This is a genomic window from Pseudomonas sp. MDT1-16, from assembly GCF_054898115.1.
This window is the reverse complement of record NZ_CM142717.1, coordinates 449,518-463,682: the sequence shown is the minus strand read 5'-3', so window position 1 is coordinate 463,682 and position 14,165 is coordinate 449,518. Positions and strand designations below refer to the sequence as shown.

The window sequence follows — 14,165 nt, the reverse complement described above, 5'->3', positions numbered from 1 at the left end:
GCGAGGCTTGCCCGCGAAAAGGTCCGAAGGACCTTCAGAGGTTAGTTGCTAATCGCCAAAATGCTCGCCTGATACGACCCGACAAACACATCGAAATCGCCCACCTCGTTCTGCTCCAGCTCAACCTGCTCAGCCAGCGACGAACGCGCTCGCGCTTCAAATTTCGCCTGATCATCACCATTCAACGGCTCACTACGGAAAAACTCCGCATGCGCGCGGCTCTGACGCAGGGAGAACTGACTGAAGCTCTCCTTGTGCTCAGCCATCGCCGCCAGCACCTGGGCGGATGGCGTCAGGGAAGGATCCTTGACCTTGGCCAGCTGCGCATCCAACGCCTTGCTATGCGCATCGCCGCCATGGCTCTGATCCAGCATCGCAGCCAGTGGTGCAAGCTTCTCCAGCAACTCGCTGGCCCACTCTTTCAGGTCCACCGGATGACCGTCGCGTTGCAGTTGCAGGCCCGGGCGGCGACCTTCCTTGACCACGCTGAGGAAGTTCGAGGTCGCGTTGCCGCAAGAGGTATTGGTCAGCAGCGGGCTGTCGTTCAGCGCGCAATACAGCAGGAACGCGTCGAGGAAGCGCGACTCTGGCAGGTCGATGCCCATCGGCAGGAACGGGTTGATGTCCAGGCAACGCACTTCGACGTACTGAATGCCGCGGGCCACCAGCGCCTGGATCGGCCGTTCGCCGGTGTAAGTCACGCGTTTGGGGCGGATGTTGGAGTAGTACTCGTTCTCTATTTGCAGGATGTTGGTGTTGAGCTGAACCCACTCACCGTCCTGATGCGTGCCGATTTCAACGTACGGCGCATAAGGCGTGGCGACCGCTTTGCGCAGGCTGTCAGTGTAACTGGCCAGATCGTTGTAGCACGGGGTCAAACCGGCCTGGGCGTTGCTCTGGTAACCCAGGTCACTCATGCGCAGGCTGGTGGCGTACGGCAAGTACAAGGTGTCCGGGTCCAGTTGTTCCAACTGGTGCGAACGACCGCGCAGGAAACCGGCGTCCAGCGCAGGTGATGCGCCGAACAGGTACATCAGCAGCCAGCTGTAGCGGCGGAAGTTGCGGATCAGCGCGATGTAGGCCGACGACTGATAGTCACGGTCGGTGCCGACAAAGTCTTCCGCGGCTTTGAGCAGCGGCCAAAGCTTTTCCGGCAGGGAAAAGTTGTAGTGAATCCCGGCGATGCACTGCATGGTCTTGCCGTACCGCAGGGCCAGGCCCTTGCGGTAGACGTACTTGAGCTGACCGATGTTGGAGGTGCCGTAATAGGCGATCGGGATGTCTTCCTCGGCCGGCAACGGGCACGGCATCGATGGACTCCACAGGTACTCGTTGCCGAGCTTGCTGTAGGCAAAACGGTGAATGCTGTCCAGGCTCGCCAGGGTGTCTGCCGGGTCGGGCAGGGCCGGGGTGATGAACTCCAGCAGCGATTCCGAATAGTCGGTGGTGATTTGTTCGTTGGTCAGCGCGGAACCCAATTCTTCCGGGTGCGGCGTTTGCGCCAGGCGACCTTCGCCGGTCACGCGCAGGCATTCACGTTCGATGCCGTGAAGGCACTGTTCGAGCAGAGAGAGGTTAGCGCGCTCGCCGAGCAGAGCCAGGCGGCGGTTGAGAAGTTCGCTCAAGTTGGATTCCTTCACGCGTCAGTCGCCCCAATATGGGGGTGGGCAAGACGGTCTACAAGGGTGAAGTTGAAACTGGCGTTTTCGCCTGGTTTTTGAGCCGTACAGGCATTATGCCGGTCAGTCAGAACTGCCCACAGGTTTCGTAGCGCCGAAATTAACTCAAATTGATGACCGCTAGCTACAGGACAGCGAACGTGCCTTGTGCTTTTGCGACCAGTTTGTCGCCCTGCATCACGTCAGCCTCGACCACCAACGTGCGGCGACCCGGGTGAATGACCCGCGCCGTGCACATCACTTCACCGTCAGAAACGGCGCGAATGTAGTTGATCTTGGACTCGATGGTCGCACTCTGCTGGTCAAAGCCGTGGGTGCTGGAACAGGCCAGCCCCATGGCAATGTCCACCAGGCTGAACAAGGCCCCGCCGTGCAGCTTACCGCCGCGATTGCGCAGCTCTGGCGCAAGCCCGAGGGCGACTTGCGCCACCCCGGCCTCCAGACGGTGCAAACGACACCCCAGCAACTTGAAAAAAGCGCTTTCGGTCAGCCCGGCAGGCATGTCCATCAGTGTTTCTTCAACTGCTTGGCGTTGGCGAACAGCGAAGCCATGGCGTTGTTGGCCGGGGCCGCCGCCGTGGTTTCCTTACGCGGTGCAGTGTTCTGGGATTGGCGCGAAGACGAGCCGGGACGTGCGCCACGGGCACCGTCGATTTTCTCGCCCGGGGTGTCGCTCATGCGCATCGACAGGCCCACGCGTTTGCGCGGAATGTCGATTTCCATGACTTTCACTTTCACCACGTCACCAGCCTTCACCGCTTCACGCGGGTCCTTGATGAACTTCTCCGAAAGCGCAGAGATGTGCACCAAACCGTCTTGATGCACGCCGATGTCGACGAATGCGCCAAAGTTGGTCACGTTGGTGACCACGCCTTCGAGGATCATGCCCAGTTGCAGGTCCTTGAGGTCTTCGACGCCTTCCTGGAACTCGGCCGTCTTGAACTCAGGACGTGGATCGCGGCCAGGTTTTTCCAGCTCTTGCAGGATGTCGGTGACCGTTGGCAGACCGAACGTCTCGTCGGTGTACTTCTTCGGATCGAGGCGCTTGAGAAAGCTGGCATCGCCAATCAGCGAGCGAATATCGCGGTCGGTCTCAGCGGCGATGCGCTGGACCAGCGGATAGGCTTCCGGGTGAACCGCGGACGAATCCAGTGGGTTGTCGCCGTTCATCACGCGCAGGAAACCGGCAGCCTGTTCGAAGGTTTTTTCACCCAGGCGAGCGACTTTCTTCAACGCCGCACGGGTTTTGAATGCGCCGTGCTCGTCGCGGTGGCTGACGATGTTTTGCGCCAGGGTCGCGTTGAGGCCGGAGATACGCGCCAGCAGTGCCACGGAGGCAGTGTTGACGTCCACACCCACGGCGTTCACGCAGTCCTCGACCACGGCGTCCAGGCCGCGCGCCAGTTTCAGCTGCGACACGTCGTGCTGGTACTGGCCGACGCCGATGGATTTCGGATCGATCTTCACCAGCTCGGCCAGCGGATCCTGCAAGCGACGGGCAATCGACACCGCGCCACGGATCGACACGTCGAGGTCCGGGAACTCCTTGGAAGCCAGTTCCGACGCCGAGTAAACCGATGCGCCGGCCTCGGAGACCATGACCTTGGTCATCTTCATCGCTGGGTATTTTTTGATCAGCTCAGCAGCCAGCTTGTCGGTTTCGCGGCTGGCGGTGCCGTTGCCGATGGCAATCAGGTCCACCGCATGCTTGGCGCACAGCGCGGCAAGAATCGCGAGGGTCTGGTCCCACTTGTTGTGCGGTACGTGCGGGTAAACCGTGGCGTGATCCAGCAGCTTGCCAGTGGAATCGACCACGGCGACCTTGCAACCGGTGCGCAGGCCCGGGTCGAGGCCCAGCGTGGCGCGCGGGCCGGCCGGGGCCGACAGCAGCAAGTCGTGCAGGTTGTGCGCGAACACGTTGATTGCTTCGGTTTCCGCGCCATCGCGCAGTTCGCCCAGCAGGTCGGTTTCCAGGTGGGTATAGAGCTTGACCTTCCAGGTCCAGCGCACCACTTCGCCCAGCCATTTGTCGGCGGCGCGATTCTGGTTCTGGATGCCGAATTGCTGACCGATCATGCCTTCGCACGGGTGCATGGTGCCCGGCAGTTCGTCGCCGATTTTCAGCGCAGAACTCAGAATGCCTTCGTTGCGGCCACGGAAAATGGCGAGCGCGCGGTGCGACGGCATGCTTTTCAGTGGTTCATCGTGTTCGAAATAGTCGCGGAACTTGGCGCCTTCCTCTTCTTTGCCAGCGATGACGCGGGCACTCAGAGTGGCTTCCTGCTTGAGGTAGCTGCGCAGTTTTTCGAGCAAGCCGGCGTCTTCGGCGAAACGCTCCATGAGGATGTACTTGGCGCCTTCGAGGGCAGCCTTCACATCGGCGACGCCTTTTTCGGCGTTGACGAAGCGCGCGGCTTCGACCTCTGGCGTCAGGGTCGGGTCGTTGAACAGGCCGTCGGCCAGCTCGCCGAGGCCGGCTTCCAGGGCGATCTGGCCCTTGGTGCGGCGCTTCTGCTTGTACGGCAGGTACAAGTCTTCGAGCCGGGTTTTGGTGTCGGCGAGTTTGATGTCGCGTTCAAGTTGCGGGGTCAGCTTGCCTTGTTCCTGGATGCTGGCAAGGATGCTGATACGCCGTTCGTCGAGTTCTCGCAGGTAGCGCAGACGCTCTTCCAGATGACGCAACTGGATGTCATCGAGGCTGCCGGTCACTTCTTTCCGGTAACGGGCGATGAAGGGCACCGTGGAGCCTTCATCAAGTAGCGCGACGGCCGCTTCGACCTGTTGTGGGCGTACGCCGAGTTCCTCGGCGATGCGGCTGTTGATGCTGTCCATAAAACCACCTGACAAATTGTGAAAGCAGGCTCGCAGGCGCAGAGATAAGGGCTCGGCGAGTCTGGTTGAGCGGCCTGGCCTGCGCCGCTACCTGGATCAACAGGCATTCCGTTGACCCGTGAAATCGAACAATGACTGCTGCGGCCGTGAAAATAAATATCGGCCACTCGCAGCAATGATCAGACATTGCCTGACACAAAAGGCCGCGCATTATAACCAGCGTTCTGTCATTCGGGGGCATCGCAGGTTATAGGCAGAAAGGCCGGATTTCTGGCGGTGAAGGAAAAATCTGCTAACAATGCACACGGTGCGTATAACGGCAGCTACGCCATAATGCGCGCCGAGATCAAAGGAGCATCTAATGAGCAGCACTGCAAACATTGCTGAAGGCGAAAAAATTCTTATTGTTGACGACGATCCAGGGCTCAGCAGCCTGTTGGAACGCTTTTTCGTCAGCAAGGGCTACCGCGCCCGCGCCGTTCCGAACACTGAACAAATGGATCGCCTCCTGGCGCGTGAAGTGTTCAACCTGGTCGTCCTCGACCTGATGCTGCCCGGCGAAGACGGCTTGACCGCCTGCCGCCGCCTGCGCACCGCGAACAACCAGATTCCAATCATCATGCTGACCGCCAAGGGCGATGAGCTGAGCCGCATCAAGGGCCTCGAACTGGGCGCTGACGATTACCTCGCCAAGCCGTTCAACCCGGATGAGCTGATGGCGCGCGTCAAAGCGGTCCTGCGTCGTCAGTCCGCTCCGGTGCCGGGTGCTCCGGGCAGCGAAGACGAAAGCGTGACCTTCGGTGACTACGAGCTGTCCCTGGCCACCCGCGAACTCAAGCGCGGCGACGAAGTGCACATGCTCACTACGGGTGAGTTTGCGGTGCTCAAGGCGTTGGTGATGAACGCCCGCCAGCCTCTGACGCGCGACAAACTGATGAACCTGGCCCGTGGCCGCGAGTGGGACGCCCTGGAGCGCTCCATCGACGTACAAATCTCGCGTCTGCGCCGGATGATCGAGCCCGATCCATCCAAGCCGCGTTACATCCAGACAGTCTGGGGCGTGGGTTACGTGTTCGTTCCGGATGGCGCCGCCACCAAGTGATCGGCGATTTGTAGGAGCGGGTCTTGCGGATCATGTTGTCCGCAGACTCGCGATCCGCAATATGCGAGCATCGCTCGCTCCTGCAAGTGTGTAGCGGTTATCCATGAAAACCCCCGTTTGGTTCCCCCAGAGTTTCTTCTCCCGCACCCTGTGGCTGGTGCTGATCGTCGTCCTGTTCTCCAAGGCGCTGACCCTGGTTTATCTGTTGATGAACGAAGACGTGCTGGTGGACCGCCAATACAGCCACGGTGTCGCCCTGACGCTACGCGCCTATTGGTCGGCCGATGAAGAAAACCGCACAAAGATTGCCGATGCCGCGACCCTGATCCGGGTAGTGGGCGCTGGCGTGCCGGAAGGTGAGCAACACTGGCCTTACAGCGAGATCTACCAGCGGCAGATGCAGGCGGAGCTGGGGGCCGACACCGAAGTCCGATTACGCATGCATTCGCCGCCGGCCCTGTGGGTGCGGGCGCCAAGCCTGGGTGATGGCTGGCTGAAAGTGCCCCTGTATCCGCATCCGCTGCGTGGCCAGAAAATCTGGAACGTACTCGGCTGGTTCCTCGCCATCGGCTTGCTGTCCACTGCGTCGGCATGGATCTTCGTCAGCCAGCTCAATCAACCGTTGAAACGTCTGGTGTATGCCGCGCGGCAACTCGGCCAGGGCCGCAGTGTGCGCCTGCCGATCAGCGACACGCCGAGTGAAATGACCGAGGTCTATCGCGCCTTCAACCAGATGGCCGAAGACGTCGAGCAGGCCGGTCGCGAGCGTGAGTTGATGCTCGCCGGGGTCTCCCATGACTTGCGCACACCCTTGACCCGTTTGCGGCTGTCTTTGGAGTTGATGGGCGACCATAGCGACCTGACAGACGACATGGTCCGCGACATCGAAGACATGGACGCGATTCTCGACCAGTTCCTGGCGTTTATCCGCGATGGTCGCGACGAGTCAGTGGAAGAGGTGGATCTCAGCGATCTGGTGCGCGAAGTCGCGGCGCCGTACAACCAGAACGAAGAGAAAGTGCGCCTGCGCCTGGAGCCGATTCAGCCGTTTCCGTTGCGTCGGGTGTCGATGAAGCGATTGTTGAACAACCTGATTGGCAACGCCTTGCATCACGCAGGCAGCGGGGTTGAGGTGGCGGCTTATGTGTCCGGGGATACCAGCGCGCCGTATGTGGTGCTGAGTGTGATGGACCGTGGGGCGGGGATCGATCCGTCGGAGCTGGAGGCGATTTTCAACCCGTTTACTCGTGGTGATCGTGCCCGCGGGGGCAAGGGGACAGGGTTGGGCTTGGCGATCGTGAAGCGGATTGCTTCGATGCATGGTGGGAATGTTGAGCTGCGTAACCGTTCTGGTGGTGGGTTGGAAGCGCGGGTGCGGTTGCCGCTGGGGTTGATGCTGCCTAGAGACGCAGTCTAACTTGATCGTTCCCACGCTCTGCGTGGGAATGCCTCTTCGGACGCTCCGCGTTCGGCTCTGGAGGGGACGCGGAGCGTCCCGGGCTGCATTCCCACGCAGAGCGTGGGAACGATCACCGAGTCAGCTTCAGCCCTTACCTTTGGTCCGCGTCATATTTGGCCCACCATTCTTCTCAAGATGCTCAATGATGATTCCCGCCACGTTTTTGCTAGTGGTGGTTTCAATCCCTTCCAACCCCGGCGATGAATTCACTTCCATCACCAGCGGGCCATGATTGGAACGCAGGATGTCCACGCCCGCCACTGCCAAACCCATCACCTTCGCCGCACGCAATGCTGTCATGCGTTCTTCCGGCGTGATCTTGATCAGGCTGGCGGTGCCACCACGATGAAGGTTGGAGCGAAACTCCCCAGGCTTGGCCTGGCGCTTCATCGCCGCGATCACTTTATCGCCGACCACGAAGCAGCGAATGTCCGCCCCGCCGGCTTCCTTGATGTATTCCTGAACCATGATGTTCTGCTTCAGGCCCATGAACGCCTCGATCACCGACTCCGCCGCCGTCGCCGTTTCACACATCACCACGCCGATGCCCTGAGTGCCTTCCAGCACCTTGATCACCAGCGGCGCGCCATTGACCATCTCGATCAAGTCGGGAATGTCGTCCGGGGAGTGCGCAAAACCAGTGACCGGCAAACCAATTCCCCGGCGCGACAGCAACTGCAGGGACCGCAGTTTGTCTCGCGAGCGAGCGATGGCCACCGATTCGTTGAGTGGAAAAACGCCCATCATTTCGAACTGGCGCAACACCGCGCAGCCATAAAACGTCACCGACGCGCCAATCCGCGGTATCACCGCATCGAAACCTTCCAACGGCTTGCCGCGGTAGTGGATCTGCGGCTTGTGGCTGGCAATGTTCATGTAGGCGCGCAAGGTGTCGATCACCACCATTTCATGGCCACGCTCGGTACCGGCTTCGACCAGACGACGAGTGGAATACAGACGCGGGTTCCGCGACAGCACAGCGATCTTCATGCAACACCTGTGGAAAAGGTAGATACCGGGAACACCGGCTTGTCTTGTACGTATTTAATGCCCGGATTGACGACTAACTGGCCGTCGATCAAGGCTTTGGAACCGAGTAGCAGGCGATAACGCATGGACTTGCGGCAGGCGAGGGTGAACTCGACCCGCCAGACCCGATCACCAAGGGCCAGGGTGGTGCTGACCACGTAACGCATCTGCGCGTGACCGTTAGAGCTTTTGATAGTTTTCATTGTCACCAGGGGTGCTTCGCAGCGCCGGTGACGCAGTTGCACCACCGTGCCCAAGTGCGCAGTAAAGCGCACCCACTGTTCCCCGTCGCGCTCGAATGGCTCGATATCGGTGGCATGCAGGCTGGAGGTGCTGGCACCGGTGTCGATTTTTGCGCGCAGGCCCGCGACTCCCAAATCCGGGAGCGCCACCCACTCGCGCAGACCGACAACGGTCAAATGGTCAAATGTCTTCAATAGAAAAAACCGGCGATTAACGCGTCCAGGTCCCAGGCGTTACCTGGGCCAACGCTTTGAATGCGGGCTTGGCGAACCAGTAACCCTGCATCAGAAAAATTCCACAGTCCGCCAGGAAATCCCGTTCTCCGGCGCTTTCGATCCCTTCGGCAATGACTGTAACGTTCAGCTCCGCACAGATTGTGACAACCCCTCGAACGATAGCCTGACGAACACGATCGCGGTCGACATCGCGGATCAGTGCCATGTCGAGTTTGATCAGGTCCGGTTGGAAATCAGCAAGTAGATTGAGCCCCGAGTAGCCCGCGCCGAAATCGTCGATGGCGGTCTTGAAGCCGAATTCGCGGTATTCACGCAGAATATTGGTCAAATGGCGATAGTTATCTACGTGCTGGCTTTCCAGGGTTTCGAAAATTAGCCGGTCGATGGGGAAGTTGTGTTTGTTCGCTGCTTCCAGCGTGCTGCGAATACACAGTTCCGGGCGGTACACGGCGTTGGGCATGAAGTTGATCGACAGATGCGTCTGCATCCCTAGATTCGCCGCGCCTTCAATGGCTCGGGTCCGGCAGAGCTGGTCGAAGCGGTAGCGGTTGTCCTCAGTGATCTGATCGAGAACCGACAGTGCACCCTCACCCTTTACACCGCGCACGAGTGCCTCATGGGCGAAAATCGACTGATCTCGCAAATCGACGATGGGTTGGTAGGCAAAGGTAAAATCGAAGCCCAGGGGCTCACTTTGCTGGCAACCCTGGCAACCGCCGTTGGGCGAGGTCAATGAAGACGGAAATATAGTCACTCGATCACTCCATGCCGGTGAGCCGGCCAAGTCGACATTCTATCTGGAGGGCCGAGTTCTTGCGCCCGACAGAAACGGTAGTACAGTTCCGACTATGGGCTAAAAGAGGAATTCAAGTGGCACAAAAACAGGAAGAGGACGACAAGGTCCGTCTCGATAAATGGTTGTGGGCCGCGCGTTTTTATAAAACACGTGCCTTGGCCAAAGCGGCGATAGAAAGCGGCAAGGTGCATTGCCGGGGGGAGCGGTGCAAACCGGGCAAGGAGCCGAGGATCGGCGACGAGTTTCAGATTCGCGCAGGGTTCGAGGAGCGCACGGTGGTGGTTAAGGCGTTATCGATCGTACGCCGAGGCGCGCCAGAGGCTCAGGCGCTCTATTCTGAAACCGAAGCCAGCATCGCCAAGCGCGAGGCGGCTGCGGCCATGCGTAAAGCCGGTTCGCTGGGCGTGAGCACCGATGGCAAACCGAGCAAGAAGCAGCGACGGGATTTGTTCAAGTTTCGTGGAAGCAGCAACGACGAGTAGGGCTATTGTTTCTGTGAACCAGCCTTCGCGAGCAAGGCTTGGAACAATCCCGGATTGTTCATAAAATGCCTCCCATGGCTGAACATCGCGCACCCAAAGGGTTTTGCAGAGGCGCAATTTTCACTTTTAAAAATCATCTTGTTATTACTTCAGATACCCAGACCTATGACCGATTTACCGGATACCGACTACACCCAACGCTTCATCTTCGATGACAGCGACACCCGCGGCGAGCTGGTTGCGTTGGAGCGTAGCTACGCCGAAGTCCTCGCTAAACACCCCTATCCGGAGCCGGTTGCACAATTGCTCGGCGAGCTGATGGCGGCGGCGTCTTTGTTGGTCGGCACCTTGAAGTTCGATGGCTTGCTGATTCTCCAGGCCCGTTCCGAAGGCCCGATCCCGCTGCTGATGATCGAGTGCTCCAGCGAGCGAGAAATCCGTGGTCTGGCCCGATACGAAGCCGACCAGATCGCTCCCGACGCGACCCTCGCCGACCTGATGCCCAATGGCGTATTGGCGCTGACCGTCGACCCGACCCAGGGCCAGCGTTACCAAGGCATCGTCGACCTCGATGGCGAAACTCTGTCGGAGTGCTTCACTAACTACTTCGTGATGTCCCAGCAAGTCGGTACGCGTTTCTGGCTGTACGCCGATGGTCGCCGCGCCCGGGGCCTGTTGCTGCAGCAATTGCCTGCCGACCGTCTGAGAGACGAAGAAGAACGCGCCGCCAGCTGGCAGCACATCACCGCGCTGGGCAGCACCCTGACCGCCGATGAATTGCTGAGCCTGGACAACGAAACCGTGCTCCATCGCCTCTACCACGAAGAGCAGGTTCGTCTGTTCGATGTGCAGAAACTGCGCTTCCGTTGCAGCTGCTCGCGCGAACGTTCTGCCAATGCGCTGGTCAGCTTGGGTCTGGAAGATGCCCAGTCGCTGGTGATCGAACACGGCGGCAACATCGAAATCGATTGCCAGTTCTGCAACCAGCGCTACCTGTTTGATGCCGCGGATATGACTCAATTGTTCGCGGGTGCGGGTGTCGATACGCCGTCAGATACCCGGCACTAAAACGGTTCAGCGCAGGTAAATTCACTGCTTAACGCCGGAATAACGCCGTTACGACGGGAGGGCCCTACTATTTTTGGGCGTTTCTGGCATAATCCGGCCCACTTTTTGTCGCGGTAGTAGTGCACGACTTTCTACTACAAAACGTTTGGAGCACACTCGGCCACTGGCCGACGGGGAATCTCATGACGCAAGCCAATAACGCCGTGTACACCGATCTGAGTGTTGATGATCTGGTCAAAGAAGCCCTGAGTCGCGGTGAAGGCGAGCTTGCCGATACCGGCGCGCTGGTTGTTCGCACTGGTCACCGCACCGGTCGTTCGCCCGTCGATCGTTTCATCGTAGAAGAGCCTTCCACCCAGGCATCCATTGCCTGGGGCCCGATCAACCGCAAGTTCCCGGCCGACAAGTTCGACGCCCTGTGGGCTCGCGTCGAGGCGTTTAACAACGCGCAAGAGCATTTCGTTTCCCACGTGCATGTAGGTGCGGCTGAAGACCACTACCTGGCTGTGAAGATGACCACCCAGACTGCCTGGCAGAACCTGTTCGGCCGTTGTCTGTTCATCAACCCGGAAAAGTACAACCCGGCTGGTCGTGATGAGTGGCAAGTGCTCAACGTTGCCAACTTCGAGTGCGTGCCAGAGCGTGACGGCACCCACTCCGACGGTTGCGTAATCCTCAACTTCGCTCAGAAGAAAGTGCTGATCGCTGGCATGCGTTACGCCGGTGAAATGAAGAAAGCCATGTTCTCGGTGCAGAACTTCCTGCTGCCGGCTGCCGACGTGCTGCCAATGCACTGTGCTGCCAACATCGGCGAAGAGGGCGATGTAACCCTGTTCTTCGGCCTGTCCGGCACCGGCAAGACCACCCTGTCCGCCGATGAAAGCCGTTACCTGATCGGTGACGACGAGCATGGCTGGGGTGAAGGCGTTGTCTTCAACATCGAAGGCGGCTGCTACGCCAAGTGCATCGACCTGTCCGAGAAGAACGAGCCGGTCATCTGGAAAGCCATCAAACACGGCGCAGTCCTGGAAAACGTTGTTGTCGATGACGCCAAGCACGCCGATTACGCTGATGTCAGCCTGACCCAGAACAGCCGCGCCGCCTACCCGCTGGAGCACGTTGCCAAGCGTTCCGAGAAGAACCTCGGTGGCGAGCCGAACGCGGTCATCTTCCTGACCTGCGACCTGACCGGCGTACTGCCGCCCGTGTCGATCCTCAGCGAAGAACAAGCGGCCTACCACTTCCTGTCCGGCTACACCGCACTGGTGGGCTCGACCGAAATGGGTTCCGGCAGCGGCATCAAATCGACCTTCTCCACCTGCTTCGGCGCACCGTTCTTCCCGCGTCCGGCTGGCGAATACGCAGAACTGCTGATCAAGCGCATCCGCGGCTTCGGCTCCAAGGTCTACCTGGTCAACACCGGCTGGACCGGCGGCGGCTACGGCGTCGGCAAACGTTTCAACATCCCGACCACTCGTGGCGTGATCGCAGCGATCCAGAGCGGCGCGTTGATCGGTGCTGAAACCGAGCACCTCGACACCATCAACCTCGACGTGCCGTTGGCTGTGCCAGGTGTTGAGACTGGCCTGTTGAACCCACGTAACACTTGGGCTGACAAGGCTGCTTACGATGAAGCGGCTAAAGCATTGGCTGGGTTGTTTGTTGAGAACTTTAAAAAGTTTGAAGTGAGCGACGCGATCAAGGCGGCTGGGCCGAAGTTGTAAGCGTTGGTTTGATGGCGTGAGAAAGCCGCCCTTTTGGGCGGCTTTTTTATCCGCGCAATTCGGGTCATCAAAGACACAACTGCCATTATTCCAGCTGAAAAGACGTCAAACGGCCAAAATAATGGCACTTACGCGTACAGCTGGATCCCTTCCAATTTCTGTGTATCCCACCGTTGCAACTTGATCGCTTGGTAAATCATTCCGATAGTCAGCGGGACCTTGTCACCACGCCCCTTGGCCCGGTGCTTGAGGAATACGTCACAGTTTTCGGACTGGAAGTAGCGATAGGCATCGTAATCGATGAAGTCGATGGCGAACTGTTCTTCCAGCGCTTCTATCAGGTTTCGCGCATCCGCACCGTCGCAGCCTAGATCGAAGTTGATTGAAGTGGTGAGGCTGATGGTTTTGCGTTCGGGCAGGCCGAGTTCTTCGTGCAGCAGCTGCATGAGCAGGTGCATGGCGTGGTCGTCGGGGAAGTTGGGGGCGAGGTTCATTGCGGGTATATCCGATTTGTCCGTGTAGGCGCCTTTTGAGGTCAGAACTCTCAGTTCTGTGATAACGACGCGTCCAGCGGATCACCGATACAACGCTCGAAAATAGCTTCCAAGCCTCGGTAGTCGCACGTTACGGCGTCGATGTTAGCCGGGATCCACGCGGCATCTTTTACAAGCCACCAATCGACTGCAAATCCTGCGTTGATGATGATCTGTTCAAACAAAATACGTTGAGTTCGACCGTTTCCTTCGCGAAAAGGATGGATAACGTTTAGATCACCGTAGGTCTCAGCAACCTTAGCGACTAACTCACTTTTACTGGTGTCTGCGAACCAAGCGGCACGCTCCATAACACGAAAGATTTTTTCGGCTTCCGGGATGATTCGTTCTGCCGTACAAAAAAGCGTGTCGCCTTTCCGGATATTAACCGTTCTCGGCAGTCCGGCCCATTCGTAGATGTCACGAAACAAGGACTTATGAATATGCTGTAAAAGGCTGAGGTCATACGGAGGGGGGAGGAGACGAAATTTGCTGACGGCGATTTCTGAGAGTTCTCGCTCTGCTTTTTGTAGCTGCTCTTCATCATGGATGTTGAGCAGGTTACGCAGAACGTCGCTATCGGGGTAGCAATAGGGGTCTTGGCCGACCCCGTATTTATCCACCATTAACGTGGATTCTGACGATATTTTCTGAGTACCGATTCCCGCGTGGGGAGCGGCTTTTCAGCATCGGCACGCGTGGTGTCAAAGCCTTCAAGATGCAAGCTCGCCAAGTAGTTTGATCGGCGGACCTTGTCGTAATAATCCTGCTTTTGCCGAAACGTCAGTTCGCTCATCACATCTGCCTCTTTGCGCAATGTTCAAGTGTAGCTCACACGACCCGGCCGATGGGTCGGTATTTTTGATGCTTTGGGCTTCAGAGCCACTGGTGAGCGCGCGGGCTAAGATTCTGAGGTGAACAGCTTGAAGACTTTGTCTTTACTGACGTTCGTAGGTTACACGTGCTGCCTAGATGGCCATTA

The 14,165-nt window shown here is 58.7% G+C and carries 14 protein-coding genes; 5 read left to right on the top strand and 9 right to left on the bottom strand.

What is annotated here, in order from left to right; genetic code table 11:
- Positions 1 to 41: 41 nt before the first annotated feature.
- The 3 genes from gshA to ACYZT3_RS02070 all read right to left on the bottom strand — a co-directional run bounded on the left by gshA (position 42) and on the right by ACYZT3_RS02070 (position 4,511).
- On the bottom strand, positions 42 to 1,625 hold the full coding sequence (gshA, locus tag ACYZT3_RS02080) for a glutamate--cysteine ligase (protein WP_462031397.1): 1,584 nt from the start codon (positions 1,623 to 1,625) through the stop codon (positions 42 to 44).
- Positions 1,626 to 1,803: 178 nt separating this feature from the next.
- Positions 1,804 to 2,187 (bottom strand): PaaI family thioesterase, encoded by a 384-nt coding sequence (locus ACYZT3_RS02075; RefSeq protein WP_462031396.1) that lies wholly within the window; start codon positions 2,185 to 2,187, stop codon positions 1,804 to 1,806.
- The gene (locus tag ACYZT3_RS02070; protein WP_282377419.1) at positions 2,187 to 4,511 is read right to left on the bottom strand and encodes a Tex family protein; all 2,325 of its coding nucleotides are present in this window, start codon (positions 4,509 to 4,511) and stop codon (positions 2,187 to 2,189) included. The genes ACYZT3_RS02075 and ACYZT3_RS02070 overlap by 1 nt, the downstream gene beginning before the upstream one ends.
- 361 nt (positions 4,512 to 4,872) lie before the next feature.
- Here ACYZT3_RS02070 and ompR point away from each other — a divergent pair, with 361 nt between their 5' ends.
- Both ompR and ACYZT3_RS02060 read left to right on the top strand, forming a co-directional pair.
- Complete coding sequence (gene ompR, locus ACYZT3_RS02065; protein WP_008149284.1) at positions 4,873 to 5,613, top strand: osmolarity response regulator transcription factor OmpR; 741 nt, start codon at positions 4,873 to 4,875, stop codon at positions 5,611 to 5,613.
- A 103-nt stretch (positions 5,614 to 5,716) separates the two neighbouring features.
- Positions 5,717 to 7,030: an ATP-binding protein gene (locus ACYZT3_RS02060; RefSeq protein ID WP_282377420.1), complete on the top strand. Its 1,314-nt coding sequence runs from the start codon at positions 5,717 to 5,719 to the stop codon at positions 7,028 to 7,030.
- A 126-nt stretch (positions 7,031 to 7,156) separates the two neighbouring features.
- Here the strand turns inward: ACYZT3_RS02060 and rimK are convergent, their stop codons facing one another.
- Genes rimK through rimA form a run of 3 tightly spaced genes read right to left on the bottom strand, consistent with a single transcriptional unit; the run spans position 7,157 to position 9,334 of the window.
- Positions 7,157 to 8,062, bottom strand: a complete 906-nt coding sequence (rimK, locus tag ACYZT3_RS02055; protein ID WP_134419496.1) for a 30S ribosomal protein S6--L-glutamate ligase — start codon at positions 8,060 to 8,062, stop codon at positions 7,157 to 7,159.
- On the bottom strand, positions 8,059 to 8,538 hold the full coding sequence (rimB, locus tag ACYZT3_RS02050) for a retropepsin-like aspartic endopeptidase RimB (protein WP_074872557.1): 480 nt from the start codon (positions 8,536 to 8,538) through the stop codon (positions 8,059 to 8,061). Before rimB ends, rimK begins: the two co-directional genes overlap by 4 nt.
- A 16-nt stretch (positions 8,539 to 8,554) precedes the next feature.
- Complete coding sequence (gene rimA, locus ACYZT3_RS02045; RefSeq protein WP_282377421.1) at positions 8,555 to 9,334, bottom strand: S6 modification regulatory phosphodiesterase RimA; 780 nt, start codon at positions 9,332 to 9,334, stop codon at positions 8,555 to 8,557.
- Between the two features lie 116 nt (positions 9,335 to 9,450).
- Between rimA and ACYZT3_RS02040 the strand changes: the two genes are divergently transcribed.
- The 3 genes from ACYZT3_RS02040 (at position 9,451) to ACYZT3_RS02030 (ending at position 12,650) form a co-directional block, all read left to right on the top strand.
- Positions 9,451 to 9,858 carry an RNA-binding S4 domain-containing protein gene (locus ACYZT3_RS02040; RefSeq protein ID WP_462032329.1) on the top strand — a complete coding sequence of 136 codons (408 nt, stop codon included), beginning with the start codon at positions 9,451 to 9,453 and terminating at the stop codon, positions 9,856 to 9,858.
- Positions 9,859 to 10,023: 165 nt separating this feature from the next.
- Positions 10,024 to 10,926: an Hsp33 family molecular chaperone HslO gene (gene hslO, locus ACYZT3_RS02035; RefSeq protein ID WP_282377423.1), complete on the top strand. Its 903-nt coding sequence runs from the start codon at positions 10,024 to 10,026 to the stop codon at positions 10,924 to 10,926.
- A 182-nt stretch (positions 10,927 to 11,108) separates the two neighbouring features.
- Entirely contained in the window at positions 11,109 to 12,650 is a 1,542-nt protein-coding gene (locus ACYZT3_RS02030; protein ID WP_462031395.1) for a phosphoenolpyruvate carboxykinase, read from the top strand.
- A 128-nt stretch (positions 12,651 to 12,778) separates the two neighbouring features.
- On the opposite strand, the gene ACYZT3_RS02025 is transcribed toward ACYZT3_RS02030, so the two are convergent.
- From ACYZT3_RS02025 to ACYZT3_RS02015, 3 genes are read right to left on the bottom strand one after another with little or no spacing between them, the layout of a single operon-like run.
- Positions 12,779 to 13,144 carry a DUF1493 family protein gene (locus tag ACYZT3_RS02025; protein WP_282377425.1) on the bottom strand — a complete coding sequence of 122 codons (366 nt, stop codon included), beginning with the start codon at positions 13,142 to 13,144 and terminating at the stop codon, positions 12,779 to 12,781.
- Positions 13,145 to 13,194: 50 nt separating this feature from the next.
- On the bottom strand, positions 13,195 to 13,809 hold the full coding sequence (locus tag ACYZT3_RS02020; RefSeq protein ID WP_282377426.1) for a Fic/DOC family protein: 615 nt from the start codon (positions 13,807 to 13,809) through the stop codon (positions 13,195 to 13,197).
- Entirely contained in the window at positions 13,809 to 13,979 is a 171-nt protein-coding gene (locus ACYZT3_RS02015; RefSeq protein ID WP_282377427.1) for a YhfG family protein, read from the bottom strand. Before ACYZT3_RS02015 ends, ACYZT3_RS02020 begins: the two co-directional genes overlap by 1 nt.
- Positions 13,980 to 14,165 lie beyond the last annotated feature (186 nt).

Excerpts from the sequence above, each read along its gene's own strand:
- ACYZT3_RS02075 (WP_462031396.1), bottom strand. The coding sequence starts at position 2,187 with ATGGACATGCCTGCCGGGCTGACCGAAAGCGCTTTTTTCAAGTTGCTG.
- ACYZT3_RS02070 (WP_282377419.1), bottom strand. The coding sequence starts at position 4,511 with ATGGACAGCATCAACAGCCGCATCGCCGAGGAACTCGGCGTACGCCCA.
- ompR (WP_008149284.1), top strand. The coding sequence starts at position 4,873 with ATGAGCAGCACTGCAAACATTGCTGAAGGCGAAAAAATTCTTATTGTT.
- ACYZT3_RS02060 (WP_282377420.1), top strand. The coding sequence starts at position 5,717 with ATGAAAACCCCCGTTTGGTTCCCCCAGAGTTTCTTCTCCCGCACCCTG.
- rimK (WP_134419496.1), bottom strand. The coding sequence starts at position 8,062 with ATGAAGATCGCTGTGCTGTCGCGGAACCCGCGTCTGTATTCCACTCGT.
- hslO (WP_282377423.1), top strand. The coding sequence starts at position 10,024 with ATGACCGATTTACCGGATACCGACTACACCCAACGCTTCATCTTCGAT.
- ACYZT3_RS02030 (WP_462031395.1), top strand. The coding sequence starts at position 11,109 with ATGACGCAAGCCAATAACGCCGTGTACACCGATCTGAGTGTTGATGAT.
- ACYZT3_RS02025 (WP_282377425.1), bottom strand. The coding sequence starts at position 13,144 with ATGAACCTCGCCCCCAACTTCCCCGACGACCACGCCATGCACCTGCTC.
- ACYZT3_RS02020 (WP_282377426.1), bottom strand. The coding sequence starts at position 13,809 with ATGGTGGATAAATACGGGGTCGGCCAAGACCCCTATTGCTACCCCGAT.
- ACYZT3_RS02015 (WP_282377427.1), bottom strand. The coding sequence starts at position 13,979 with ATGAGCGAACTGACGTTTCGGCAAAAGCAGGATTATTACGACAAGGTC.